The sequence below is a fragment of the Nocardia yunnanensis genome, assembly GCF_003626895.1.
GTDB classification, from domain to species: Bacteria; Actinomycetota; Actinomycetes; order Mycobacteriales; family Mycobacteriaceae; genus Nocardia; species Nocardia yunnanensis.
The window spans coordinates 6,813,003-6,839,244 of sequence record NZ_CP032568.1; the positions used below are offsets into that span (position 1 = coordinate 6,813,003).

General features: G+C 69.2%; 23 protein-coding genes. 9 read left to right on the forward strand and 14 right to left on the reverse strand.

Going from position 1 to position 26,242, the window contains the following annotated elements:
- Positions 1-17: 17 nt before the first annotated feature.
- Together D7D52_RS31855 and D7D52_RS31860 are read right to left on the reverse strand one after the other, a co-directional pair.
- On the reverse strand, positions 18-743 hold the full coding sequence (locus D7D52_RS31855) for a response regulator transcription factor (protein WP_120742319.1): 726 nt from the start codon (positions 741-743) through the stop codon (positions 18-20).
- Positions 744-923: 180 nt separating this feature from the next.
- A complete protein-coding gene (locus D7D52_RS31860) occupies positions 924-1,613 on the reverse strand; it encodes a L,D-transpeptidase family protein (protein WP_120742321.1) in 690 nt (229 codons plus the stop codon).
- 45 nt (positions 1,614-1,658) lie between these two features.
- Here D7D52_RS31860 and D7D52_RS31865 point away from each other — a divergent pair, with 45 nt between their 5' ends.
- Positions 1,659-2,204 carry a YaeQ family protein gene (locus tag D7D52_RS31865; protein WP_120742323.1) on the forward strand — a complete coding sequence of 182 codons (546 nt, stop codon included), beginning with the start codon at positions 1,659-1,661 and terminating at the stop codon, positions 2,202-2,204.
- Here the strand turns inward: D7D52_RS31865 and D7D52_RS31870 are convergent.
- The 4 genes from D7D52_RS31870 to D7D52_RS31885 form a co-directional block, all read right to left on the reverse strand.
- Positions 2,201-2,710, reverse strand: a complete 510-nt coding sequence (locus D7D52_RS31870; protein WP_120742325.1) for a winged helix-turn-helix transcriptional regulator — start codon at positions 2,708-2,710, stop codon at positions 2,201-2,203. The genes D7D52_RS31865 and D7D52_RS31870 overlap by 4 nt on opposite strands.
- A complete protein-coding gene (locus D7D52_RS31875) occupies positions 2,707-4,956 on the reverse strand; it encodes a molybdopterin-dependent oxidoreductase (protein WP_120742327.1) in 2,250 nt (749 codons plus the stop codon). Before D7D52_RS31875 ends, D7D52_RS31870 begins: the two co-directional genes overlap by 4 nt.
- 40 nt (positions 4,957-4,996) lie before the next feature.
- Positions 4,997-5,641, reverse strand: coding sequence for a pentapeptide repeat-containing protein (locus tag D7D52_RS31880; protein ID WP_120742328.1), 645 nt, complete (start codon positions 5,639-5,641; stop codon positions 4,997-4,999).
- A 79-nt stretch (positions 5,642-5,720) separates the two neighbouring features.
- On the reverse strand, positions 5,721-6,170 hold the full coding sequence (locus tag D7D52_RS31885; protein ID WP_246023449.1) for a MarR family winged helix-turn-helix transcriptional regulator: 450 nt from the start codon (positions 6,168-6,170) through the stop codon (positions 5,721-5,723).
- Between the two features lie 84 nt (positions 6,171-6,254).
- Here D7D52_RS31885 and D7D52_RS31890 point away from each other — a divergent pair, with 84 nt between their 5' ends.
- The 3 genes from D7D52_RS31890 (at position 6,255) to D7D52_RS31900 (ending at position 9,770) form a co-directional block, all read left to right on the forward strand.
- Entirely contained in the window at positions 6,255-8,039 is a 1,785-nt protein-coding gene (locus D7D52_RS31890) for an ABC transporter ATP-binding protein (protein ID WP_120742332.1), read from the forward strand.
- Positions 8,040-8,049: 10 nt separating this feature from the next.
- The gene (locus D7D52_RS31895) at positions 8,050-8,841 is read left to right on the forward strand and encodes an SDR family NAD(P)-dependent oxidoreductase (RefSeq protein ID WP_120742334.1); all 792 of its coding nucleotides are present in this window, start codon (positions 8,050-8,052) and stop codon (positions 8,839-8,841) included.
- Positions 8,842-8,987: 146 nt separating this feature from the next.
- Positions 8,988-9,770, forward strand: a complete 783-nt coding sequence (locus D7D52_RS31900) for a VOC family protein (protein ID WP_120742336.1) — start codon at positions 8,988-8,990, stop codon at positions 9,768-9,770.
- On the opposite strand, the gene D7D52_RS31905 is transcribed toward D7D52_RS31900, so the two are convergent.
- Positions 9,771-10,898, reverse strand: a complete 1,128-nt coding sequence (locus D7D52_RS31905) for a lipase family protein (RefSeq protein WP_120742338.1) — start codon at positions 10,896-10,898, stop codon at positions 9,771-9,773.
- Between the two features lie 119 nt (positions 10,899-11,017).
- Between D7D52_RS31905 and D7D52_RS31910 the strand changes: the two genes are divergently transcribed.
- A complete protein-coding gene (locus tag D7D52_RS31910; RefSeq protein WP_120742340.1) occupies positions 11,018-11,650 on the forward strand; it encodes a TetR family transcriptional regulator in 633 nt (210 codons plus the stop codon).
- 23 nt (positions 11,651-11,673) lie between these two features.
- On the opposite strand, the gene D7D52_RS31915 is transcribed toward D7D52_RS31910, so the two are convergent.
- Positions 11,674-12,828, reverse strand: coding sequence for an erythromycin esterase family protein (locus D7D52_RS31915; RefSeq protein ID WP_120742342.1), 1,155 nt, complete (start codon positions 12,826-12,828; stop codon positions 11,674-11,676).
- A gap of 93 nt (positions 12,829-12,921) precedes the next feature.
- On the opposite strand from D7D52_RS31915, the gene D7D52_RS31920 reads away from it, so the two are divergent.
- On the forward strand, positions 12,922-13,632 hold the full coding sequence (locus D7D52_RS31920) for a TioE family transcriptional regulator (protein ID WP_120742344.1): 711 nt from the start codon (positions 12,922-12,924) through the stop codon (positions 13,630-13,632).
- A gap of 10 nt (positions 13,633-13,642) precedes the next feature.
- Here the strand turns inward: D7D52_RS31920 and car are convergent, their stop codons facing one another.
- Positions 13,643-17,191 carry a carboxylic acid reductase gene (gene car / locus D7D52_RS31925; protein WP_120744626.1) on the reverse strand — a complete coding sequence of 1,183 codons (3,549 nt, stop codon included), beginning with the start codon at positions 17,189-17,191 and terminating at the stop codon, positions 13,643-13,645.
- A gap of 374 nt (positions 17,192-17,565) precedes the next feature.
- Between car and D7D52_RS31930 the strand changes: the two genes are divergently transcribed.
- Positions 17,566-18,870, forward strand: coding sequence for an MFS transporter (locus D7D52_RS31930; protein ID WP_162958679.1), 1,305 nt, complete (start codon positions 17,566-17,568; stop codon positions 18,868-18,870).
- Between the two features lie 18 nt (positions 18,871-18,888).
- On the forward strand, positions 18,889-19,941 hold the full coding sequence (trpS, locus tag D7D52_RS31935; RefSeq protein ID WP_120742349.1) for a tryptophan--tRNA ligase: 1,053 nt from the start codon (positions 18,889-18,891) through the stop codon (positions 19,939-19,941).
- Positions 19,942-19,975: 34 nt separating this feature from the next.
- On the opposite strand, the gene D7D52_RS31940 is transcribed toward trpS, so the two are convergent.
- From D7D52_RS31940 to D7D52_RS31960, 5 genes are all read right to left on the reverse strand, one after another.
- The gene (locus D7D52_RS31940; RefSeq protein WP_162958680.1) at positions 19,976-21,181 is read right to left on the reverse strand and encodes a serine hydrolase domain-containing protein; all 1,206 of its coding nucleotides are present in this window, start codon (positions 21,179-21,181) and stop codon (positions 19,976-19,978) included.
- 90 nt (positions 21,182-21,271) lie between these two features.
- A complete protein-coding gene (locus tag D7D52_RS31945) occupies positions 21,272-21,544 on the reverse strand; it encodes a hypothetical protein (protein WP_162958681.1) in 273 nt (90 codons plus the stop codon).
- A gap of 157 nt (positions 21,545-21,701) precedes the next feature.
- A complete protein-coding gene (locus D7D52_RS31950) occupies positions 21,702-24,083 on the reverse strand; it encodes an ATP-binding cassette domain-containing protein (protein ID WP_120744627.1) in 2,382 nt (793 codons plus the stop codon).
- Positions 24,084-24,125: 42 nt separating this feature from the next.
- Entirely contained in the window at positions 24,126-24,539 is a 414-nt protein-coding gene (locus D7D52_RS31955) for a VOC family protein (RefSeq protein ID WP_120742355.1), read from the reverse strand.
- 5 nt (positions 24,540-24,544) lie between these two features.
- Positions 24,545-24,994, reverse strand: coding sequence for a helix-turn-helix transcriptional regulator (locus tag D7D52_RS31960; protein ID WP_120742357.1), 450 nt, complete (start codon positions 24,992-24,994; stop codon positions 24,545-24,547).
- Positions 24,995-25,198: 204 nt separating this feature from the next.
- Here D7D52_RS31960 and D7D52_RS31965 point away from each other — a divergent pair, with 204 nt between their 5' ends.
- A complete protein-coding gene (locus D7D52_RS31965; RefSeq protein ID WP_120742359.1) occupies positions 25,199-26,218 on the forward strand; it encodes an alpha/beta hydrolase in 1,020 nt (339 codons plus the stop codon).
- Positions 26,219-26,242: the final 24 nt, after the last annotated feature.

Consider the following 26,242-nt stretch of genomic DNA (forward strand, 5'->3'; position numbering starts at 1 on the left):
AACGTTTATCGCGACGCTCATCGGGGCATGTCGAGGCGATATCCGAGCCCGCGGACGGTCACCACGATGCGCGGATCGGAGGGATCGGACTCGATCTTGGTGCGCAGGCGGCGCACATGGACGTCCACGAGACGCTCGTCACCGAAGAAGCCTTCGTCCCAGGCGCGTTCGAGCAGCAGCGTGCGGCTGAGCACCCGGCCCGGATTGGCGGCGAGTTCGCACAGCAGCCGAAACTCGGTGATGGTCAAGGGAATCGGCTCGTCGCCGCGGCGCACCACGCCGCCGTCGGGCGAAAGCACCAGCGGCGCATCGTCATCGGGGTCCAGCACGATCTCGGCCGGCGGTTCGGCGATCGGATCCTCCGGCAGCGCACCCAGATGCGGCCGCCGCCGCAGGGCCCGCACCCGCGCGCTGATCTCCTTGATGGCCAGGGGCTTGCTCACGAAGTCGTCGGCCCCGGCCTCCAGGGCGGCGACCACGTCGTGGGTGTCCTCGCTGGCGCTGACCACCATGATCGGCACCTCGTGGGCGCGGCGCACCTCGCGAATACAGGTGAAGGCGTCCATCTCGCCGACCAGCAGGTCCACGATCATCACATCGGGCGCGCCATAGGTGCGCAGGCGTTCCAGCGCCACCTCGGCCGCGGCCGTCTCGTCGACGTCGTAGCCCTCGCGTTCCAGCGCCACCCGCAGGTCGCCGCGGACCCGGGCGTCGTCCCCCACGATCATCAGGCTCGCGCCCATGTTGTCCCTATCCTTTCGCCCGGCGGACGCCCCGACGCGTCCAGCGGACAATCACCGCAGGTGGTGATCGTTTCGACACCGTCGGTTACCCGAACCTTAGTTCAGCGAAACATCGGCTACTCCTCCGCGTCCGGCGCATATGCGACAGTGTGAGAACGGGCACAGCCGAATTCGCCCATCTCAGCCGGTGAACGCCTGCCGCACCGCGATATCGATGACCGGGCCACGTTCGGGATCCAGCCAGCGCATCAGCCGGTCCAGATCGCTGCCCGGTACCGCGACGCAGCCCGCCGTCGCGCTGCCGTCGCCGACGTGCAGGAAGTAGGCCGAACCCGCCCCCGGCACCACCGGGGCGCGGTTGTAGTCGATGACCACCGCGTGGTCGTAGGCCGGTCCCGCGGCCCCCAGATCCTCACCGGCGGATTCGTCGAAGGGACAGGTGCCGGGCGCGCAGGTGTAGTGGGTGTTGTAATACGGCGAGCGCACATCGGAGACCCACCAATCCGATTGCGTGACACGGCGATACGGCAGCCGGGTGCCGTTGTCGGCGGCGATTCCGAAAGCCTCTGTCAGCGACCAGATTCCGGCCGGGGAGCGGTTGGCGGTCTCGCTGGCCGGCCCCACGCCCTGGGCCCCGATATCCGCCCGCAGCGGGCCGATCGCCGCCGTCCAGCGGCTGCCGTCCCGGTCCCAGGCGGTCAGGGTGGCCGAGGTCGCGGTGGGCGAGTCGGCGATGACCGTGATCAGCTGCCGCGCCGGGCCGGCATAGGACGGCTGCGGCGGCGGCGCGACCGGTTCGCTCGCGCAGCCGGCCGCGGCGAGCAGGGCGGCGGCCGCGATCGCGGGCACCAGGCGGCGCAGGGTCGGCATAGTGCTGCCAGTCTGCCCTATCCGCCCCGATAAGCTGTCGCACTCATGGCCCTGAACTCGACCATCCACACCGTGACCGTGCATCTCGCGGACGTGGACCGCACTGTCTACGAGGAGCTCGAGCTCCGGGTCGCCCGGCATCCCTCCGAGACCGCCGCCTACCTGGTGACCCGATTGCTGGCCTACTGCCTGGAGTACGAGGAGGGCATCGCCTTCAGCGACGGCGGGGTGTCCGCCACCGACCAACCTCCGGTGCTGGTGCGTGATCTGACCGGCCGGCTCACCACCTGGATCGATGTGGGCGCACCCGACGCCGAGCGGATTCACCGCGCCGGCAAGCTGGCCGACCGGGTGGCGATCTACACGCACCGGGATCCGGCGAAGGTGCTGGCGGCGTTACCCGCCAAGCGAATTCATCGCGCCGAGACGATTCCGGTGTACTCGCTGGATCGCGAATTCGTGGATGCGGTGGCGGCGGCGGTGGATCGGCGCACCGAATGGACGGTGTCGGTGACCGATCGCCACCTGTTCCTCGAGATCGACGGCGCGCCGTTCTCGGTGGAGATCGTCGAGCATCGTCTCGACGGTTAGGCCGATCGGGCCTCGCCGAAACGTCCCGTGGCCAGGGCCTTGTCGCGCAAGCGATCCGGGAATCCGGGGCCCAGCCGCGCCGAGACGTCCCGGTGCCGCAGCGGTTCGCGGCAGTGGGCGCAGACCACTTCCGCATGCGTGTCGTGGTCGCAGCCGGTGTGGTGCAGCACGATCGGTTCCCCGGCCGCCGGCGCCAGGTAGCGGTCGCCCCACGCCATCATGGCCGCTATGACCGGGAAGAAGTCGCGGCCCTGCTCGGTCAGCAGGTATTCGTGGCGCACCGGGCGATCCTGGTACGGGGTCTTGGTCAGCAGCCCGGTCTCCACCAGCCGGTTCAGTCGCTGGGACAGGATGTTGCGGCTCAGGCCCAGGGTGGATTCGAAATCGTCGAAACGCTTGGCGCCGTAGAAAGCTTCGCGCAGGATCAGCGGCGTCCACCAGTCGCCCAGCAGGTCGACGGTGCGGGCGACGGTGCACGGCCAGTTCGCGAAGCTCGTACGTTTCATGCGGTCACGGTATCCAGGCGGGCGGGCACGTACTTGTGCCAGGGGGTGCCCACCCATTCGTCGCGGGCGTCGAAGGAGGTCAGCTCGTTCGGGGCGGCGCCGGTGGTGACCTCGACGCCCGCCGCGTCCGCGACCGACAGGCCGAAGCCGTTGGGCAGCGACAGGTGACCCGGGCGCATCCGGTCGGTGGGTTCGACGGGCACCTGGGCGCTGCCGCGCCGGGTGGTGATCTTGACCAGGTCGCCGGCGGCGAGGCCGAGACGGTCGGCGTCGGCGACGCTGAGGCGCAGCGTGCCCGCGGCATCGCGCTTGCGCCAGGCCGGATCTCGGAAGATGGTGTTGGCGGTGAAGGCACGGCGTTCGCCCGCCGACAGCACGAACGGCCACTCGGCGCTGTCGTCCGGGGCGTCGGGCAGGGTGGCGACCACGTCGAGCAGTTCGGGGATCTCGAGGCGGATCACCTTGTCCCGCACCCGGTTCCAGGTCTCGGCGTAGTCGTCCTCGGAGATGACGATGCCGTGCTTGCCGTCCAGGATCGCCTCGAACAGCCGCTCCCCCGCCGCCAAACCCGTGCCGTATCCGGCGCGTTCGACGCTGGCGGGGAACTTGCGCACCATGTTGTAGGCCGCCGCCCACAGCAGCGCCGCCGCGGCCGCGCCGTCGGGCAACGTTTCGCCCAGCGTGCGGTAGAGCAGTACCGGCGCCAGCTTCGAGCGGGCCGGATCGCCCAGAATCCCCAGGAAAGCCATGGCGAAGGCTTCCCGGCCCTGCGCCAGCGCGGCCCGCAGCGGGGCGTAGTCGGCCTCCCCCAGCACCCCGGCGGCCTCGACCAGGCGGGCATGGATCTCCGGTTCCGGCAGCACGCCGGCGGGGGCGGGCAGTACCGGGTGCCGCAGGTGGAAGATATTGCGCGGGAAGTCGAAATTGAAGAACGTGGCCTCGTACTTCTCGAACTGGGTCGGCGCGGGCAGCACGTAGTCGGCCAGCCGGGCGGTCTCGGTCATGGCGACGTCGATGACCACCACCAGTTCCAGGGCTTCGAGCGCCTCGCGCATGCGGGCCGAATCCGCCAGGGAATGCGCGGGATTGGCGCTCTCCACGATCATGGCGCGGTAGCGGGCCGGATGATCGGTGAGGATCTCCTCGCTGATCACATTGCACGGCACCAGGCCGCTGACGATCTGCGCACCGGCCACCGGACTCTTGGGCCCTTCGCCCGCCGGGTGCCCGCGGTCGTGACCGATATTGGTCAGACCGGTGAAAGCGTATTGGGTGCCGGGCTTTCCGACATTGCCGGTCAGCAGCCAGACCAGCTTCTCCACGTAGCTGACCACGGTGGAGTAGCGGTTCATCTGCACGCCCAGATCCTCGAGCGCGGCCACCGAGCTCGCGCGGGCCAGGCGATGGGTGGCGGCGGTGACCAGTTCGAGCTCGACATCGGCGATAGCGCAGTACTTCTCGATCGGCACGTCGCGCAGCACCGGCAGCACGGCGTCGAGGCCGGTGGTGTGCCGGGTCAGCCACTCGTGGTCGATCAGGTTGTCGCGCACCAGGATCGCGGCCATGGCGGTCAGCAGATACACATCGGTGCCGGGGCGCAGTTGCAGGTGGAAATCGGCCAGCTCGGCGGTCTCGGTGCGCACCGGATCCAGCACGATCATCGACCGGGCCGGGTCCTTGGCGATCTCCTTGAGCACCGTGCGCGCCCGCGGGAAACCGTGGGACTGATACGGATTCTTGCCGATGAAGAACGCGACCTCGGCGTGTTCGACGTCGGCGCGCATCGGATACCCCGTCATGCGCGCGCCTACCCAGAAGTCGCCGGTCTTCTCCTGCGCCAGCGCGCTGGACCGGTACTTGATGCCGTAAGCCGCCATGGTCGCCGGGGCGTACGCGCCGCCCAGATGGTTGCCCTGGCCGCCGCCCCCGTAGTAGAAGATCGACTCCCCGCCGAAGTGGTGCCCCACCTCCAGCAGTCGCGCCGAGACCTCGGAAATCGCGGTGTCCCAATCGATTTCCTCGAAGCTGCCGTCCGGGCGGCGGCGCAGCGGCGCGGTCAGCCGGCCGGTGCGGCCGTTCTGGTAGCGGTCGAGCTGCAGGGCCTTGTTGCAGGTGTAGCCCTCCGACGCCGGATGCAGCTTGTCGCCGCGGATCTTCTCGAAGGTCCGGCCGTCCGGCCCGAGCAGCACCTGGATGCCGCAGTTGCACTCGCACAGGATGCAGGCCGTGGGCCGCCAGTCCGTCATGCGAGCAGCGTAACCCGAGTCAGTTCACTTACGCTACCCACTAGAGGTCTTTGACGGTGATGCCGAAGGCGTGGGCGAAGACCGGGGCCAGCTCCATGAGCTGGGTATTGGTGACGGTCGCCCCGGACAGCGATTCGACGCCGCCGGTGACGCCGAGCGTGCGGGCTTCGCGCAGGTCGACCTTCTTCAGCTTGGCGTTGCGCAACGACAGCCCGGAGATCTCCGAACCCGGGAAGGTGACCGTGGTCAGCTTCGCCTCGCTGACGTCCACATCCCGCAGCACACAGTCCACGAACCGCACGTCGGTGAGCACCGCGCCGCGCAGGTTCACCGAATCGAACTTGCAGTTGTGGAAGCTCACCCGCCGCAGCACCGACCCGAACGCCTCCACCCCCGACAGCGCGGCCATCACGAATTCCACGTCCATCCAATTGGTTTCGGACAGATCGGTGCGAATCCAGCGGGTGCTGTTCAACCACACGTCGTTGAAGCGCGAGTAGCGGAAGAAGCCGCCGCTCACCGTGGTCGCCGAGATCGCGCATTCGGTGAAGGTGACGCCGCGGAGCTGCGGATCGTCGAGGGAGAGGCCGTCGAAGTGGGCGCAGTCGTAGGCGCCCTCGTCGCGCAGGTCGTCCTGACGCTCCAGAAAGCGCGCGAACGGCAGGTCGGCCAGGTCCCGGGGCATAGGGCTTCCTCACTGGGTCGAGACGAACATCGGTCGGCAACGAGCGCCCCCGACCGTACTCGCGACCACGGACAGGTGCTCAGCGCGACGCGGGTGGCGAGGTGTCGTCGGCCAGGGTGGCGAGCAGGTCGCGCAGGAGCCGGCGCTGCTCGTCCGACAGCGCCGTGAACAGTTCCCCGGCGGCGTCGCGGCGGGCCTGCGACATGCGAGCGAGCACCTCGCGACCGGCCGCGGTGAGGGTGACGAGGGTGGCGCGGCGATTGGCCGGATCCGCCTGCCGCCCAACGAGTCCGGCGGCCACCAGGGCGTCCACGACCGTGGTGGCCGAGCGCGGCACGATGCCGAGATGCTCGGCCAGTGCCGACATGCGCAGCGGTTGCTCGCCGTGCTCGTCGGCGCGGCCGATGATGCGCAGGGCGCGCGCCTGGGCGGGGGTCAGTCCGAGGGGTGCGAGGCGGGCGGCCTGGGTGCGGCGCAGGCGCTTGGTGGTGCGGAAGAACAGCTCGGCCAGATCGTCATTGCTCGCCATGATCTGGAGCATAACTCATTGTCCTCGGAACAATTATGAGTCAGACTCAGTTATAGCGCGTGACTCCGTTCGAAAGGAGGCGCTATGGCTTCGGAACAAGCGCACGACTCACAGACCGAACTCGGCCGGATCGTCCGGCTCTTTCACCCCTACCGCGGGCGGCTGGCCCTGGTCGGGATCCTCGTCGGCCTGGCCTCGCTGGCCGGGCTGGCCTCGCCGTTCCTGCTGCGCGGCATCATCGACGACGCCCTGCCGCACGGCCGCACCGGGCTGCTGACCCTGCTGGCCGCGGGCATGATCGCGGTGGCCGCGCTCAACAGCGTGTTCGGGGTGCTGCAGACCTACATCTCGACCGCCGTCGGCCAGCACGTCATGCACGATCTGCGCGCGGCGGTGTACGCGCGGCTGCAATCGATGCCGCTGGCGTTCTTCACCACCACCCGCACCGGCGAGGTGCAGTCGCGCATCGCCAACGACATCGGCGGCATGCAGTCCACCGTCACCTCGACCCTCACCTCCCTGGTCTCGAACTTCACCTCCGTCGTGGCGGCGGTCATCGCCATGTTCGCGCTGGACTGGCGGCTCACGCTGATCTCGCTGGTGATGCTGCCGCTGTTCGTGTGGATCAGCCGCAAGGTCGGCTCCGAACGCCGGCGCATCACCGGGGAGAAGCAGCGCAAGCTGGCAGGCATGTCCGCGATCGTGGAGGAGTCGCTGTCGGTCAGCGGAATCCTGTTGTCGCGCACCATGGGTCGCGCGCCGGCGCTGGTGGACGACTTCACCCGGGAATCGCGCGGGCTGGTGGACCTGGAGATCCGCTCCAGCATGGCCGGCCGGTGGCGGCAGTCGACCATCTCGATCGTCATGGCGGCCATGCCCGCGGTCATCTACTGGGCGGCCGGAATGACCGTCGCCCAAGGACATCCGCTGGTGTCGATCGGCACCCTGGTGGCGTTCACGACGCTGCAGAGCGGACTGCTGCGGCCCACGGTCATGCTGCTGTCCACCGGTGTCGACATCCAGAGCTCGCTGGCGCTGTTCGGGCGCATCTTCGAATACCTGGATCTGCGACCGGACATCGAGGAGCCCGCGCGGCCCGCACGCCTGCCCGAGCGGGTCTCCGGGGCGGTGCGCTTCGAGCACGTCGGATTCGCCTACGACGACGACCGAGACGTGTTGCGCGATATCGACATCGACGTGCCCGCCGGCACCAGCCTGGCGATCGTCGGCGAAACCGGTTCCGGGAAAACCACACTCGGCTATCTGGTGGCGCGCCTCTACGACGTCACCGCGGGGCGGGTGACCATCGACGGCGTCGATGTGCGGGAGCTGACCTTCGCGGACCTGTCGGCCGCGGTCGGCGTGGTGTCGCAGGAGACCTACCTGTTCCACGCCTCGGTCGCCGACAACCTGCGGTTCGCCAAACCCGATGCGACCGACGAGGAATTGCGGGCCGCCGCCCGGGCCGCGCAGATCCACGAGCACATCGTGAGCCTGCCCGACGGCTACGACACCCTGGTCGGGGAACGCGGATACCGGTTCTCCGGCGGGGAGAAGCAGCGGCTGGCGGTGGCGCGCGCAATCCTGCGCAATCCGCCGATCATGGTGCTGGACGAGGCGACCAGCGCCCTGGACACCCGCACCGAACGCGAGGTGCAGGCCGCCATCGACGCGCTGTCGGCCGACCGGACCACCCTCACCATCGCCCACCGGCTGTCCACGATTCGGGACGCCGACCAGATCGTGGTGCTGGATCAGGGGCGCGTGGTGGAACGCGGCACCCATCGGGAACTGGTGGAGCGCAACGGTTTCTACGCCGATCTGCTGGCCCGGGACACGTTCGAGGACGTGGTGGGCGCACTCGAGTAGCGTGGGCCGAATGAGCACAGCAGCAGGTGAACTGGCGGGCCGGGTGGCAGTGGTGACCGGGGGCGGCCGGGGTATCGGACGCGCCATCAGCCACGCCCTGGCCGCGCGCGGGGCCGCGGTCGCGGTGAACTGGGCGCGCGACGAGAAATCCGCGGACGAGACGGTGGCGGACCTGCGCGCGGCGGGAGCCACGGCGCTGGCCGTGCACGCCCCCGTCGACGAGCCGGACGCGGTGGCCGCCATGGTCGAGCGGGTCGGCGGCGAACTGGGGCCGATCAGCATTCTGGTGCACAACGGCGGCATCGCCAGCCGCGGCCGCACGGTCGCCGACACCGCGCCCGACGAGGTGGAGCGACTGCTGCGCGTGCAGGCCGTCGGCCCGCATCACCTGAGCAAGCTGGTGCTGCCGCAGATGCGCGGGTGCCCGCGCGGGGACATCGTCATGATCAGCAGCGTCGCCGCCCACGCCCTCAGCGCCAACGGCGCGCCCTACAACATGGCCAAGGCCGCGCTCGAGGCGCTGGCGCACACCCTCGCGAAAGAGGAAGCCGCGCACGGCATTCACGTGAACATCGTGGCGCCCGGCCTGGTGGTCTCCGATATGGGCGACCGGCTCACCCGGGCGCTCAGCGGCGGCAGTCTCGGCCATGCCGCCGACCTCGACGACAGCTCCCCGTTCGGTCACGTCTGCCGGCCCGAGGAGGTCGCCGACGTGGTGGCGTTCCTGGTCTCGCCCGCCGCGGGCTACCTCACCGGACAGCGGATCGTGGTGGACGGCGGCGCCTACCCGCACCGCGCCTGACCAGGCCCGGCGCGGTCGTCGGCCAAACTTCGATATCGATTCCCGGGCGCACCGCGGTACCGGTCCGAAGCATCCGCGCGCGTGGTTAGCTGGCCGTGCGCCTGCCCTCCGACAGGCCGCGAAACCGACCGTTCTCGGGAGGATCCATGCCCACAACCGACAAGCCTTGGCCACAGGGAACTCCGTGTTGGGTCGACTGCTCGGTCGACGATCCCGCCGCCGCGCGGGACTTCTACTCCAAGCTGCTGGGCTGGGAAGTGCTCGACAGCCCCGCCGACGCGGGCGGGTATCTGATGGCCATGCTCGACGGCCGCCCCGCCGCCGGCATCGGACCCAAGATGGGTGATCAGCCGATGCCGTCGGTGTGGACCACCTACTTCGCCGCCGACAGCGCCGACCGGGTCGCGGACGCGGTGCGGGCGGCGGGCGGCACGGTGTTCATGCCGCCCTTCGACGTCATGGACGTCGGCCGCATGTTCGTCGCCGCCGACACCGGCGGCGCGGTCTTCGGCGTGTGGGAAGCCAAGGCGCACAGCGGCGCCGGCATCTTCAACGAACCCGGCGCCTACTGCTGGAACGATCTGCACACCACCGCCTACGCGCCGTCGCAGGAGTTCTACCGGCAGGTCTTCGGCTGGTCCTATGACGAGATCGGCGGCGGGGGCATGACCTACTCCACCTTCGCCGGTTCCGACGGCCGGCCGATGGGCGGCGTCGCCGACACCACCGGCCAGCCCGGACCGGGCGTGAACTACTGGCTGACCTGGTTCCAGGTCGCGGGCGCCGATGCCGCGCTCGAACAGGCCAAGTCCCTGGGTGCGACGGTGCTGATGGGCCCCGACGACAGCCCGTTCGGGCGCATGGGCATCGTGGCGGGACCGCAGGGCGAGGTCTTCGGGCTCATCGACACCACGGTCACCATCGGCTGATCAGGCGAACAGCCGGGCCACGAACGGCACGCTGTCGGCCAGCGAGGCCAGCATCGCGCCGCTGTGGTCCTTGCCCGGGTACACGTGCACCTCGGGATGTGTTCCGGCGGCGGCCATATCGGCCACCAGCTTGGCGGTCAGCGGCGCGGGCACATCGGTGTCGTTGGTGCCCTGACCGATGAACAGCGGACGGTCGTATCCGGTCAGCGGCACGTCCATGACCGACCGCGCGACCGGCACGAAATCACCCTCGGCCAGCGGCCGGGACACCAATTGGTCGAGGGTGACGCCGGTGGCGCGCTCGGCCATATCGGCGAAGCACAGGGTCTGTGCCTCGGTGGTCAGCTGCTTGCCCAGCGGGGTGAGGTAGCTGTCGAGATCGAAGTCGGGGCGGGCCGCCTGTAGGCCGTCGAGCACGTAGGTGGCGTAGGCGGTGATGTGCGAGGACCCGACCGGCGGAGTGTTGGGGCCGAGCAGCGCCGCGGCGTCGACGACATTGGAGGCCGGGCCCGTTGCCACCGCGCCGCGGTAATCCAGTTCCGGCGCATAGCGTGTCGCCAGCGAGGCGGTGAAAACCGTTGCGCCGCCGCCCTGGGACTGGCCGATGGCCACCCACTTGTTCGCCAGGGTGGAATCAACGGCGCGCGCGGCGCGGACCATGTCGATGGCGGCGTGCGCCTCGGCGCGGCCGTCGAGATAGGCGTGGCCGCCGGGGGTGCCCAGGCCGATGTAATCGGTGGCGACGATGGCGTAGCCCTGCTTCAGCCAGGTCGCCAGGAAGCCCATGTCGCGATCGGAGCGGCCCGCGACCGAGGGCGCGCAGTCGTCGCCGAGACCGACGGTGCCGTGCTCCCACGACAGCACCGGCCAGCCGCCCGGCGGCGGGGTGCCGGCGGGGGTGAACACGACGCCGCTGGACAGGGCGGGCTGATCGGCGGAGTCGCGGGTCCAGTAGGTGAGCTTGCGGGCCGTGCCGGTGCCCTCGATCCACAAGCCCTGGGGCAGCGCTTCGTCACCGGCGATCGTGCCCGCGGCGCTCGCGGGCGGGTCGGCCAGGGCGGTGGCGGTCAGCGGGCCGGTGGCCAGCAGTGCCGCCGAGACCAGGGTGATCACGGTGCGTCGGGTCATCGGTGGGGTCCTCTCGTACTGTCGTCGCCTTGGTGTCACAGTGAGACACTTCGGCCAGACTATCCTGAGAACTGTCACATTGAGACACCAGGGGTGGGCGACACGCGAGGAGAGGCGGGATGACGGCACCGATCGGGCTGCGGGAACGCGAAAAGGCCAGGGTGCGGCGCGAATTGATCGACGCCGCCCTGCTGCTGTTCGAGCGCCGCGGCTTCGAGCAGACCACCGTGCAGGAGATCGCCGACGCCGCCCACGTCTCGCGCCGCACGTTTCATCGCCACTTCCCGTCCAAGACGGCCGTGGTCTTCAGCCACGAGGACGACGTGATGGCGTTGCTGCTGGACGCCCTGGATCGCCGCCCGCCCGCCGAGGCGGTCTTCGTGGCGCTGCGCGCCGCCCTGCGCGCGGCGCTGCTGGATCCCGCGCAGCCCGAGCTGCGCCGGCAGCAGGCCGATACCGCGCGCCGCGCGCGCCTGGTGCTGATCTCCAATCCCGCACTGCGCGAAGAGAATTTCACCGGGACCTTCGGCCGCCGTGACGCCCTGGCGCGCAATTTCGCCCGCCGCGCGGGTCTGGCGGCGGACGATCTGCGCGCGAAACTCGCGGCGGGCACGTGTTTCGCGGCCTTCGGGGTCGCGCTCGACCACTGGGTGGCGCAGCCGGACCCGTCGCTGCGGTGCCTGCACGAGATCCTGGACGCCACCGTGGCCGCGTTGCAGCACGGACTCGAAATACCCTCGGCGGCAGGCTGATCCGAGTCGCACCGCGCTGGTCCTCAGCCGACGGCCGACGCCTCGACCGCGGCGCCGTCGCTGATGTGCAGGACGGCCTCGGTGCGCGCGAGGAGGTCCGGGGTCAGGGCGAAGTGGCCGTGGGGCAGGTCGTCGGCGCGGGCGTGCGCGCCGGCGAGAGCGGTGACGGGGGTCAGGCCCCAGGCGGCGGTACGGCCGTCCAGGACGCTCTCGTAGGTGCCGGGGGCGGGTGCGCCGAGACCGAAAGCCGCACTGCGGCCGAGGCTTCCGGCGATGAAGGTGTAGTCGAGATCGCCGAGAGCGTCCAGGATGGCGCCCGCGCCCGACCACGGCCGGCCCTGACTCGACCAGATCGCGGTGGTCGCGGCGCGCTGCAGGTGCAGATTGTGCGCGAAGACCAGGGTGGGTCCGCGGCGGCCCTCGCGGCGGCGGATGGCCAGCAGGTTGTGGGCGATGAGGGTGTCGCGCACGGCGGCCAGCGGGGCTTCGCGCTCGGCCTGCGGGAGGGGTTCGGCGCACTGGGCGTGGTAGTGCAGCAGGCCGAGGGCGGCGGTGAGATGCGTTTCGGCACGGAACCATTCGGCGCGCGAGGTGGCGGCGACGAGTTCGGGGGCGCGGCGGTAGAGCGCGAACAGCAGGCTGTCGCCGAGCTCGCGCAACCGCCGCGCGTCCGGTGATGCGCCCGGGGACACGGTCTGGTCCATGACGGCTTCGATCCGGTCCCAGCGGTGGTCGTCGCCGGCGATGGCCGCCACGTCGAGGTCGAGTTTCAGGTAGTCGCGGGCGTATTCGAGATATTGGCGCGGGCTGGGGGCGCTGAAGTTCTCACACGGGGTGTCGCAACCGTGGAAGGTCACCCGGTCCTGGGACGGCCGGGTTCGGTTGTATTCGCGCAGCCGGCAGACCAATTCGCGATTGGCTTCGTGTTCTCCCCACCCGTGGGAGAAACCGGTGCGCATCACCTCGTCGAGGTCGCCGGGACCACCTTGGACGTAGTCGTCGACGGTCAGCGCGGCGACCCGGTCGATCTCGAGGGCGATGGACCGGAAGCCCTGCTCGGCCAGCTGCGCGAAGATCTCGTTGCGCACGCGCAGGAAGGCGTGGTCGCGGTGGGTGGGCTCGCCCAGGCCCAGCAGTTCGCATGAGGCGGGGACGAAGTCTCGAATCTCCTGAGTCATGCCTGTGAATCGTATCGTTGAAACGCCGGTTGGCGCTTTCGACAGCATTTTCGCAGTTTGCCCCTCAGCAGCAACGAGTAAAGTCTCAAACCGATGAACAACCTGAGGCCCGCCGATCTGGCTCGAGACCACGGCCTGTCCACCCAGGCCGTGCGCAACTACGAGGACGCCGGGTTCCTGCCGCCCGCCGAGCGCACCGCGAGCGGCTACCGGATCTACACGCCGGCGCACGCCGCGGCGCTCGACGCCTACCTCGCCCTGGTGCGCGCGCACGGGCACGCGACGGCGGGCCGCATCATGACCGCCGTCCACGCCGGCGATCTCGACACCGCGCTGCTGCTCGTCGATCGCGGGCACGAGCAGTCACTGCGCGACCGCGACACCCTCGACGCCGTGCGCCGCGCGATCCACCACCTGACCATCGAAACCGATGACACCGCAATGGTTTCGGGTCCGGAGTCGTGGACCATCGGCGAGCTGGCGCACCGGCTCGAGGTGACCGCGGCGACGCTGCGCAAATGGGAACGGGCCGGAATCCTGGCGCCCGCACGGGAATCCGGCACCGGGTATCGCCGCTACGGTGCCGACGATCGCCGCGACGCCGAACTCGCGCATCTGCTGCGCCGCGGCGGTTATCCGCTGAGCCGTATCGCCACCGTGGTCGAGCAGGTCCGCGCGGCCGGCGGTACCGACGATCTGGCTCGCGCACTGCGGGATTGGCGCGGCCGCCTGACCGCGCGGAGCATGGCGATGCTCGACGCGGCCGGGCGGCTGGCGCACTACCTGCGCGTACGGGAGAGCTGAACGGCGGAGCTCAGAGCAGGCCGCGCAGTGTCAGGTCCGCGACGTACTTGTCGATGAGTTCCCTTGTCAGATGCGGGATGTCGCCGTCCGGTCCGATACCGGCCTGCTGGACGGCGTCCTGGAAACGCTTGGCGGGCAGCACCGAGCCGGCGATCGGCGGGCTCGGATGGCGGTAGGCGTGCAGCAGGGGTTGCACCGAGGCGCTGCGCTGCAGTTCGGGCAGGGTGCGCAGGGCGGTTTCGAAGCGGGTGAACCAGTCGCCGTAGTCGTCGATGCGGTCGATGGGCCGGCCGGATTCGAGGAGCCAGTCCACGAATTCGTCGAGGGAGATGCCGTCGTCGTGCGGGTTGAGGACGTCGTAGGTTTCGAAGCCCTCGCTCACCGCGACGCCCAGGGTGGTGATGGCGGCGGCGGTGAAGTCGGCGGGCAGGCCGTCGTAGTGGGCGCGGCGGCGCCGGCCGTGGGAATCCAAGGTGTAGAAGGATTTCGGGGCCAGTCCGGTGGCGAGCACGCTGAGCAGCAGGCGGGTGAACATGTCGGGCAGGTTGAGCTGGCCGGCGAAGGCGCTGTGCGCCAGGATCATGTCCGAACGGAACACCGCCACCGGCAGCCCGCACAGGTCGTGCGCCTCGCGCAGCAGCACCTCACCGGCCCATTTGCTGTTGCCGTAGCCGTTGGCGTAGCTGTCGTCGACGGCGCGCACGGCGCTGATCTCGCGAATGTCGCCGTCCTCGGTGAAGGCGGCCGGATCGATCTGCGCGGCCACCGCGACGGTGGACAGGTAGGTGACCGGTTTGCGGGTGGTGGTCAGGGCCAGGCGGATCACCTCGGCGGTGCCGACCACATTGGGGCCGAACAGCTGTCCGTAGGGCAGCACGTGGTTGACCAGGGCGGCCGGGTGCACGATGAGGTCGACGTCGGCGGCCAGCTGCTCCCAGTCCTGCTGGGGCAAGCCGAAATTCGGTTCGCCGATATCGCCGGGCAGCACCCGCAGCCGTCGCGCGGCCAGGTCCCGGTAGGTGCGCAGCAGCTCCGGGTCGCCGCTGTCGAACACCTCGTCGAGGCGGCGGCGGGCGGCGTCCGCGTCACGGCCGCGCACCACGCACACCAGGGTGCCGTCGGTGTCGTCCAGGCGACGCAGCCATTCCAGGCACAGAAACCGGCCCAGATAGCCGTTGGCTCCGGTGAGCAGGACCGTGCGCGGCGGTTGCGCGGCGTGCGGCAGGGCCGGGGCGGCGGCCAGCACGGCGGGGTCGAGGAACTTGTCGAGGGTCAGGTCGGCCGCGCGAATCTCGCTGCCGTCGCCGTGCACGGTCGTCACGGTGGGGCGGGTGCCGCCGGACTCGCGTTCGGACTCGATGTGGGCGGCGATGCCGGCCAGACTGTTGGCGGCGCTGACGATCACGCCCACCGCGACCTCGACGTCGAACAGTTCGCGCAGCAGCGTCGAGAATGACAGCGCCGACAGCGAATCCCCGCCCAGATCGGTGAAGTGGGCGTCGGGCTCGGGCTCCTCGCCGCCGAGGATCGCGCGCGCCGCGCGGCACACGGTGTCGACGACGGGGAGGTCGGCGGCCTCGCGGCGTAGGGCGGCCAGCTCCTCGGTCTGTTGCCGCGCCAGCTCGGTGTAGAGCTGTTCGAGCCGTTCGCCGTAGCGTTCCTTCAGCTTGGGCCGCAACAGTTTTCCGATTCCGGACAGCAGCCCGTTGTCCTGCGTGAAGGGTTCGTCCTCGAGCAGGAAGGCGCGCGGGATCTCGTAGGATTCGAGTTGGGCCTGCTTGGCGATGTCCTGCAGGGACGCGGTGATGGCGGCGCTGCGCTCGGCGGGGTCGAGGGCGAGCGCGGCGGCGGTCGGCACGATCACGGCCAGCAGGTGCGCGCGCTCGCTCGAGCCGTGCACGAAGATCTGCGAGATCAGCGGGCTGGTGGCGTAGGCGGCCTCGAGGGTGGCCACGGTGACGAACTCGCCCTGCGACAGCTTGAGCACATTGTTGCGGCGATCGACGTACACCAGGTGGTCGGGGCGGATCTCGGCGACGATATCGCCGGTGCGGTAGTAGCCGTCGGCGTCGAAGATCTCGGCGGTCACCTCGGGACGCTTGAAGTAGCCGGGGATCTGCAGCATCGACTTCACCACCAATTCGCCACGCGGATAGGGCTTGTCGGTGGAGAAGTAGCCGAGTTCGGGCACGTCGGCGAGCCGGTAGTCCAGCACCGGCGGGCGGCGGATCTCGTTGTCGATGAGCAGCCCACCGCCGGCCTCGGTGGATCCGTAGCCGTCGATGACGGGCTGACCCAGCACCTCGTTCATGAACTGCTTCATCTCCGCGGAGATGGGGGCGCTGCCGACCATGACGCGGGCCAGGCGGCCGCCCAGGAACTGTTCCCGCAGTGCCGTTTTGACCGCGTCGTCGGCGGTATCGGCGGATTCGCCCGCGGCGAGCCGGCGTTGCAGGTCGCTCTGATAGCGCTGGAAGACCATGTCGCACACGCGCGGGACGAAGAATACCTCGGTGGGGCGGACCAGGGCGATGTCCTCGAACAGGGTCGACATATCGCTCGAGGCGGCGAAGAACGCGGTGCCGCCGCGCGCGTAGGTGCCCGTCAGCACCATGCGGCCGGCCACATGGCTCAGCGGCATGTAGCAGAAGTTCATGACCGGGGCGGGAATCATGGTGGGGCCCTGCCACATCGCGGTCACCAGGCGGTAGGGGTACATCGCGCCCTTGGGGGTGCCGGTGCTGCCGGAGGTGTAGATGAGCAGCGCCAGCTCGTCCTCGTCGGCGGGGACGTACAGCGGGACCTCGGGCCGCGTCGCGCCGCGAGCCGTCACGGCGGCAAAGGATTCCACGGTGACACCGCTCCGGGCGGCCCGGTCGCGGGCGGCGGCGAAGATCTCGGCCTGGCGGTCGTCGCGGGATTCGAAGTCGAAGACCACGATCGAGGTGACCGGGGTGTCGTCGAGTACGCAGTCGAGTGCGGTGTCCAGCAGGTCGAGTGCGGTGTCCAGCAGCTCGAGGCTCACCGCCAGGGTCCGCGCCCCGGTTTCCGTCAGGATCGAATGCCATTGCGCGACAGTGCCGCTCGATTGCAGCGGCACCGCTACCAGTCCCAGCCGGATGGCAGCCAGCTCCACGGCCGCGAAATCGCCGCTGGCGAATCCGAGGATGCCCAGGAAATCCCCGGCGCGCAACGGATTCCGGTCGTCGTGGTGCCAGTCGGCGGCCAGCGCGCCCGCCCGCGACCACAGGTCACCGTAGCTGACGGTCCGATACTCCGGCAGCAGCCGGCGGGTGCGCCGGCCCGCGGCGTCGACGACGATCTCGGTGGCCCGTTCGCCGATGGCCGGGCGCTCGGCGTACCCGGTCATCAGGATCTCGGCCACCCGCGCCAGCCCCAGACCGGGCTGTCGTGCCGCCTCGCCCACCTCGGGCTTCGGCACGGCGACGCGGATCTGCTCGTCGGCCAGCAGGCGTTCGAACCGCTTGGCGACCTCGGTCTGTGCGAGATTGTCGGCTATCTGCCGGGTGAGCTCCGCGCGCACGGTGTCGTCGACCATCATCTGCCTCCCTGGATCCCCGCCGGGCCGACTCGCTCAGCCAATATCGACCGCGAGAGTGTTTCCGGCGGCAGGATTCATCCCATCGATTAGCTTCGCTAACTATTCCACGATGCGCGGGCGAACCAGGAAAGTCAAGAACCGCGCGGCACATCCCATCCAGGATGCGCCGCGACACGACCGCGTGCTAGCGGTAGCCCAGATCGGCGACCGCGGCATCGGCTTCGGTTACGGGAGCACCGGGTGCCGGTGTTCCGCCTGTGCGGGCGGACATCGTGCCGGGTCGGCGTTCGCCCGAAGCTGAGCGTCGAGCGCGCGGTGGCCGGATGGGTCACACTCGATGCGCACACATCCCACGAATTGCCCGAGGAACCATGCCGAATCTGCCCGACGACGCGCTTCGCGTCGAATCCCCTGCGCGCTACCGAATGTCGAACACCTCGGCGTTCTGGCTGCTGGCCGTCGCGTTGGCGCTGCTGTTGTTCGCCTCGTCCGCGCCGTCGCCGATGTATCCGGTGTATCAGCGGATGTGGCATTACTCGTCGCTGGTGTCGACGGGGGTGTACGCGGCCAATGCGATCGCGCTGCTGATCACGCTGTTGTTCGCCGGGTCGCTGTCGGATCACATCGGGCGGCGGCCGGTGCTGGTCGCGGCCGTGCTGGTGGAGCTGGCCGGGACGCTGGCGTTCGCCGAAGCGCGTTCGGTGGCTTGGCTTTTCGCCGCCCGCATCGTGCAGGGCATCGCCACCGGGCTGGCCACCGGCGCGATCACCGCGACCCTCATCGACCTGCAACCGGCCGAATCCCGCATCGGCGCGCTCATGACGAATGTGGCCGCGGCGGGCGGTCTGGCGGTGGGGGCGATCAGTTCCGGGCTGCTGGTCGCCTACGCGCCCGCGCCGACGCGGCTGGTGTACTGGCTGCTGGCGGCGGCGTTCACCGTCATCGTGATCGGGGTGCTGCTGATCCCCGAGACGGTGCGGCCCGACGGGCGGGGCCTGGCGTCGCTGAAACCGAAAGTGTCGGTGCCGCAACCGGTTCGGGCGGCGTTTCTGACCCTGGTCCCGTCGATCTCGGCCACCTGGGCGCTGGGCGGGCTGTATCTCGCGCTCGGCGGCGCGCTGATGAAGGCGCAGTTCCACGTCGCCACTCCGCTGGCGGGCGGGCTGGTGGTGGTGGCGCTGCAGGGCACCTCGGCGGTGACGGCGCTGCTGGCCCGCGACTGGACCATCGATCAGGCGCTGCTGCGCGGGCCGATCCTGCTGATGGGCGGGGTGTCGGCGGCTTTGCTTGCGGCGGCTACACATTCGGTGTGGCTGTTCTTCGCAGCCAGCGTGGTGGCCGGGATCGGATTCGGGCCGTCGTTCTCGGGTGCGCTGCGCATGCTGACCGGATTGTCGCCCGCGGAGTCCCGGGCCGAGGTGGTGACCGCGATCTACGTGGTGTCGTATCTGTCGCTCAGTGTTCCCGCGGTCATCGCCGGACTGTCGGTGCAGCGCTTCGGTCTGGCCGCCACCACCTACGGCTACGGGCTGATCGTGATCGTGCTCGAAGCCGTGGCGATGCTCGGTTCGCTGCGCCACCGCAGCGCGCACACCGCGCTGGCCGGACATCTGTGCCCGGCGCCGTGCCCCGGTTCGGTCGCGCCCATGCCGCGCATCGTGTCGGCGCATCCGTGAGCGGGTAGCGCTTCTCCGGTGAACGCCCCGTCGGATTCCTTCGCCGCCACCCGCGACCGCAGTGCCGATCTCGCCGCCGAGGTGAGCGCCCACCCCGAGCGCTTCCGCGTCCTCACCGGCGAACGGCCCACGGGCAGACTGCATCTGGGCCATTACTTCGGCACCATCCGCGAGCGGGTCCGGCTGCAGGGCCTCGGCGTCGAGCTGTGGGTCATCCTCGCCGACTACCAGGTCATCACCGACCGCGACACCCTCGGCCAAGTCCGCGACAACGTCTACCACGCCGTCCTCGACTACGCCGCCGCCGGCATCGACACGAGCGCGTCGACCATCTTCACCCACTCCGCGGTCCCGGCGCTCAATCAGCTCATGCTCCCGTTCCTGAGCCTGATCACCGAGGCCGAGCTGCACCGCAACCCCACCGTCAAGGCCGAACTCGCCGCCTCCGAACGCGCCCTGAGCGGCCTCATGCTCACCTACCCCGTCCACCAGGCCGCCGACATCCTGTTCTGCAAAGGCAATCTGGTCCCCGTCGGCAAAGACCAGCTCCCCCACCTGGAAGCCACCCGCGTCATCGCCCGCCGCTTCAACGAGCGCTACGCCCCCGTCTTCCCCGAACCCCAGGCCCTGCTCACCGCCACCCCCGAAATCCCCGGCCTCGACGGCCGCAAAATGTCCAAGAGCTACGGCAACGCCATCTCCCTGTCCATGACCGCCGACGAAACCGCCGCCCTCATCAAGAAAGCCCCCACCGACGCCGACCGCACCATCACCTTCGACCCCGAATCCCGCCCCGGCGTCTCCGCCCTGCTCACCACCGCCGCCCTCTGCCTCGGCAGCGACGAACACACCCTCGCCGACAAACTGGGCGACAGCGGCGCCGCCGCCCTGAAGAAACTGGCCACCGACGCGGTGAACGACTACTTCGCCGAACATCGCGCCCGCAGAGCCGCTTTCGCCGCCGACCCCGACTTCGCAGCCACCGTCATCCGAGCAGGCAACCGCCGAGCCAACGAAGTAGCCGACCACACCCTAGACGAAGTCCGCACCGCCATGGGCACCATTTACTGACCCACTCCGCCACGGCGATGAACGCCGGCGGGGGTCAGTCTTCGAGGGCGGAGTAGAGGGCGGTGAGGTAGTCGTCGCCCAGGGGGGAACGCCATTCGGCGGCGACGATGATATTGGCGGATTGGACCAGCAGGAGGGTGACGAGGTTCTTTTCGGGGTCGGCGTGCCAGTCGGTGCCCAGGCCGCCGGGCCAGGACAGGGTGCCGGCGGAGGGGACGCCGGGGGTGGTCTGGATCTTGACGCCGTAGCCGAAACCTTGGTCGGCCCAGATGGTTTGGCCCAGGGGCGGGTTGAACGGCGGGGTGGCGTGCTGGTCCGGGGTGAGGCGGTCCTGGGACAGGGCTGACACCAAGTGGGGGGACAGGATGCGGACGCCGTCGAGTTCGCCGTGGTTCGGCAGCATGCGGGCGAAGCGGGCGTAGTCGTCGGCGGTGGAGACGAGACCCGCTCCGGCGGAAGGGAAGAGGGGCTCGGCGCTCCAGGCGGTGGTGGCGGGACGGTCGAGCTCGGTGAGGTCGGGGCCGTAGAGGACGCTGAGGCGGTCGCGCTTGGAGTCGGGGACGGTGAAGGAGGTGTCGATCATGCCCAGCGGATCCATGACCCGTTCGCGCAGCACGGTTTCCAAGGGCCGGCCGGTGATGCGGCTGAGCAGAATGCCCAGGACGTCGGAGGCGGTGTGATAGCGCCAGAGGGCGCCGGGCTGGGCGATGAGGGGAAGTTCGCCGAGCTTGCGCAGCCACTCGTCGGGGCCCAGCCGCTCCGCGTTCGCGACACCGATGGCCGAGGCGATGGGATCGGCGGTGAGCGCGAACAATTGGGGCGCGAGGCTGGAGCGGCCCCAGCCCAGGCCGAAGCGGAAGGTGAGCAGATCCTCGAGGGTGATGGGCCGCTCGGCGGGCACCACATCCTCGGGGGAACCGTCCGGGTCGCGCATGACCACGCGATCGGCCAGTTCCGGCAGCCACGGGTCGACCGGGTCGTGCAGGCCGATCAGGCCCTCGTCCACCAGGGTCAGCGCGGCCACCGCGGTGATCGGCTTGGTCATGGAGGCGATGCGGAAGAGGGTGTCGCGGCGCATGGGCAGCCCGCCCGCCCTGTCACGCCAGCCCACGCTGTCCACCTGGACGAGCTCGCCGTGGCGGTAGGTCAGGGCGACCGCGCCGGCCACCTCACCCCGCTCGACGTACCCCTCGAGGATCTCGCTCACCTTCGCCAGGCCATCGGCCGAAAACCCGTTCACCACAACCGCTCCCTTCCTCAGCAGTCACCTCAACCACCGGTGGCCGCCGATATTCCCGGGCCGTCAACCGTCCCGGGAATCGCGGAAGCGCTAGCGCGGCGCCTCGCAGAAGGGCTGGCAGTTCGGCACCGCCGCGGGCGGATTCGGAGTCTCGTCGTCGAAGGTCACGGTGCTCACCAGCACCGCGAGGCCGATGGCGAACAGCACCACGAGCGTCGCACCGATCGCGAACACCGCCCAGTTCTGCCGGCGGACGCTGACCAGCACGGTGCCGTCCGCGTGGGCCAGCACGGTGCCCAGCGGCGGTCCGTAGATCGAGCCGAAAAACGTACTGTTCCAATTGATTCCGCGAGACGCAGACACGGCTACACCCCAATCGCGAGAACGGACGATCATGGACGCACAGCAATCCAGAGTACGCCTGTCGCGAATTGATAGCTAACCGCTATTTACGCAGATCATCGGTCGTTTTTACCGATTTGTCCGTTCTATTCCATTCCCCTGAAAGGACATACGCGACTTACCGCCCAACGTACGAAGCCAGATGCTCCCCCGTGAGCGTGGACCGCGCGGCCACCAACTCGGCCGGCGTGCCCTCGAACACGATCCGCCCGCCGTCGTGCCCGGCCCCCGGCCCCAGATCCACGATCCAATCCGCATGCGCCATCACGGCCTGGTGATGCTCGATCACGATGACCGATTTGCCGGAATCGACCAGCCGGTCCAGCAATCCGAGCAGATTCTCGACATCGGCGAGATGCAGACCGGTGGTCGGTTCGTCGAGCACGTACACCCCGCCCTTCTCCCCCATGTGCGTGGCCAGCTTCAACCGCTGCCGCTCCCCACCCGACAGCGTGGTCAGCGGCTGCCCCAGGGCCAGATACCCCAACCCCACCTCGGACAGATGCCGCACGATCTTGTGCGCCGCGGGAATCGCCGACTCCCCCGTCTCGAAATACGCCAGCGCCTCGCTCACCGGCATCGCCAGCACCTCGCTGATATCGCGCCCGCCGAGCTTGTATTCCAGCACCGCCGCCTGAAACCGCTTGCCCTCACACACTTCACACACGGTCGCGACCCCGGCCATGATGGCCAGATCCGAGTAGATCACCCCCGCGCCGTTGCACGTCGGGCACGCGCCCTCCGAATTCGCGCTGAACAGTGCGGGTTTCACGCCATTGGCCTTGGCGAAGGCCTTGCGAACGGGCTCCAGCAACCCGGTGTAGGTGGCCGGATTACTGCGCCGCGAACCGCGAATCGCACCCTGATCGACCGAGATCACTCCCTCCCCGGCCGGAATCGACCCGTGCACCAGCGAACTCTTGCCCGACCCGGCCACCCCGGTGATGACCACCAGCACGCCCAGCGGAATGTCGACATCCACCTTCTGCAAGTTGTTGGCGTCCGCGCCGCGAATCTTCAACGCGCCCTTGGACTCACGCACCGGCTCCTTCAGCGCCGCCCGATCGTCGAAGTGCCGCCCGGTGATCGTGCCGCTGCCGCGCAACCCCTCCACCGTGCCCTCGAAACACACGGTGCCGCCGCCGGATCCGGCGCCCGGCCCGATGTCGACGACATGATCGGCGATGGCGATGGTCTCGGGTTTGTGCTCCACCACCAGCACCGTGTTGCCCTTGTCCCGCAACCGCAGCAGCAGGTCGTTCATGCGCTGGATATCGTGCGGATGCAACCCGACGGTCGGCTCGTCGAACACATAGGTGACATCGGTGAGCGCCGACCCGAGATGCCGAATCATCTTGACCCGCTGCGCTTCTCCGCCCGACAGCGTGCTCGACGCCCGATCCAGGCTCAGATAGCCGAGCCCGATCTCCACGAACGAGTCCAGCACCCCGCGCAGCGATTCCAGCAACGGCGCGACCGACGGCTCCCGCAACCCGCGCACCCACTCGGCCAGATCGCTGATCTGCATGGCGCAGGCGTCGGCGATGCTGATCTTCTTGATCTTCGACGACCGCGCCAGCTCCGACAACCGGGTGCCGTGGCATTCCGGGCAGACCTGGAAGGTCACCGCCCGCTCCACGAACGCGCGCACATGCGGCTGCAGCGAGTCGACGTCCTTGGACAGGAACGACTTCCGGATCTTGGGGATCAGCCCCTCGTAGGTCAGGTTGATGCCCTCGACCTTGATCTTGGTCGGCTCCTTGTAGAGCAGATCGGCGATCTCGCGCTTGTTGTACTTCGCGATCGGCTTGTCCGGATCGAAGAACCCGCTGCCGATGAAGATCCGCCCGTACCACCCGTCCATGCTGTAGCCGGGAATGGTGAACGGCCCCTCCCGCAACGACTTGCTGTCGTCGTAGAGCTGCGTCAGATCGATATCGTTGACCGCGCCGCGCCCCTCGCACCGCGGGCACATGCCGCCGGTGATGCTGAACTCGCGCCGCTCCTTGACCTGCTTGCCACCCTTCTCCACGGTCACCGCGCCCGCCCCGCTGATCGAGGCGACATTGAACGAGAACGCCTGCGCGGACCCGATATGCGGCTTGCCCAACCGGCTGAACAGGATGCGCAGCATGGCATTCGCGTCGGTGGCGGTGCCGACCGTGGAGCGCGGATCCCCGCCCATGCGCTGCTGATCGACGCTGATCGCGGTGGTCAGCCCCTCGAGCACATCGACGTCGGGCCGCGCCAGACTCGGCATGAACCCCTGCACGAAGGTGCTGTAGGTCTCGTTGATCAGCCGCTGCGATTCCGCGGCGATGGTGTCGAACACCAGCGAGCTCTTGCCCGAGCCGGACACGCCCGTGAACACCGTGAGCCGGCGCTTGGGCAGCTCCACCGAGACGTCCTTGAGGTTGTTCACCCGGGCCCCGACCACGCGAATCAGGTCGTGGCTGTCGGCGGGCGGGGCGCTCTGCAGTGCGGTCTTGCGCGGGGGCATGCGGTTCTCCATCTGTGCGGGACGGTCGGGCTCGGGGACAGGTCAGGAGACCTGCTGGATGCGAAGCAGATTGCCCGCGGGATCGCGGACCGCGAAGTCCCGCACCCCGTAGGGCTGGTCGGTCGGTTCCTGCACGATCTCGACGATGTCGTGGCCCTGCAACTTCTCGAAGGTGGCGTCGACATCGGTGGTGGCCAGCAGCATCGCGCCGTAGGTGCCCTTGGCCATCATCTCGAGAATGAGCTTGCGCTCCTCCTCGGTGATGCCCGGATCCACCGCCGGCGGCGTCAGCACCACCGATGTGCCCGGCTGATCGGCCGGACCGAGCGTCAGCCAGCGCAACCCGTTGTAGCCCACGTCCTTGCGCAGTTCGAACCCGAGCGCGTCGCGATAGAAGGCCAGGGCGGCCTCGGCATCCGTATGCGGCAGAAAACTCGCGTTGATGGTGATGTCCATGCTGATCAGGCTAGTTGCGAGGCGCTTGCCGCGGCTTCTCGATTCCTGATCGGTCTGGTCACCTGTTTCTCGATGAACGACGGCATGCCCTCGGAGACTTCGGCCATCTCCTGCCGATACGCGCTCGGCGGCATGCCGACCAGTTCGGTGAACCGGGTGCTGAACGTGCCCAGCGACGAACAGCCCACCGCGAAACACACCTCGGTCACGCTCAGCTCCCCGATGCGCAGCAACGCCATCGCCCGCTCGATGCGCCGCGTCATCAGATACGCGTACACCGATTCCCCGTAGGCGGCCTTGAACTGCCTGCTCAGATGCCCGGCCGACAGATGCGCGTCGCGCGCGAGCCGTTCCACGTCCAGCGGCTGCGCGTACTCCCGGTCGATGCGATCCCGGACTCGCCGCAACCGCGTCAGATCGCTCAGACGCTGTTGTTCGGCAGGTGTGCTGACCACTCCACGATGGTCCCACGCTGGACCGACACCGGCACGACGGCATACCCGGGATTCTCGGGCTAGCCAGCAAAGGTTTTGTCAGGTAACAGTTTTGCCTTGACAGAAGACATAGCGTGTCGGGGGAGCCGGTATTGTCCGGACAACCCGACATACCAACCTGATGAATGTGGCCGACCGCGGCCCGAGAACTGGATCAGCTGTTCGATGAAGCTTTCTGCATCACGTAAGAGGACCGCCCTGCGGACCGCCGCCGTCGCGCTCAGCGCCGCCCTGTCCGTCGCGCTGGCCGCCGGCACCGCCGCGGCGGACCCGGACAAGCCGTCGAGCGTCACGTCCGTTCAGAAGGACGGCCGGACCTGGCATCTGCAGGTCTACTCGGCCGCCATGGGCAAGGACATCCCGGTCGACGTGCAGCGCCCCGCCGACGAGTCGCAGGCCGCGCCGAACCTGTACATGCTCAACGGTCTCGACGGCGGCCTCGGCACCGCCAGCTGGAACGCCCAGACCAATGCCCTCGGCTTCCTGTCCGACAAGCAGGTCAACGTGATCCAGCCGATCGGCGGCCGCGGCAGCTACTACACCGACTGGATCAACGACGACCCGCAGCTGGGCCGCAACAAGTGGACGACGTTCTTCACCCAGGAACTGCCGCCGCTGCTGGACGCCGCGCTCGGCTCGACCGGGCTCAACGCGCTGGCGGGCCTGTCCACCTCCGGCACCTCGGTGCTGCAGCTGGCCGAGGCCAAGCCCGGACTGTGGAAGTCGGTGGCCGCCTACTCCGGTTGCGCGCAGATCGCCGACCCGATGGGCAAGCAGTTCCTCAAGCTCGCCGTGGAGACCTGGGCGGGCGGCAAGACCGTCAACATGTACGGCCCCGACGACAGCCCGCTGTGGGCCGCCAACGACCCGGTCATCAACGCGGAGAAGCTGCGCGGCACCAACCTCTACATCTCCAGCGGCAGCGGCATCCCGCTGATGAAGGACGTGGAGTACTACACCAAGGCCGCGCCCGGCCCGCAGGGTGACCTGAACCTGGCGCTGGGCATGCTGATCGAGGGCGGCGTCGACGCCTGCACCCACAACCTCGAGAGCAAGCTGGATTCGATCGACATCCCGGCCACCTACCAGTTCGACCCGGTGGGCACCCACTACTGGCCCTACTGGGAGAACGCCCTGCACAACTCGTGGCCGATGCTGGCCGCGGGCATGGGCATCTCGGCCTGACGCAGCGAAAACCGCAGCGCCGCA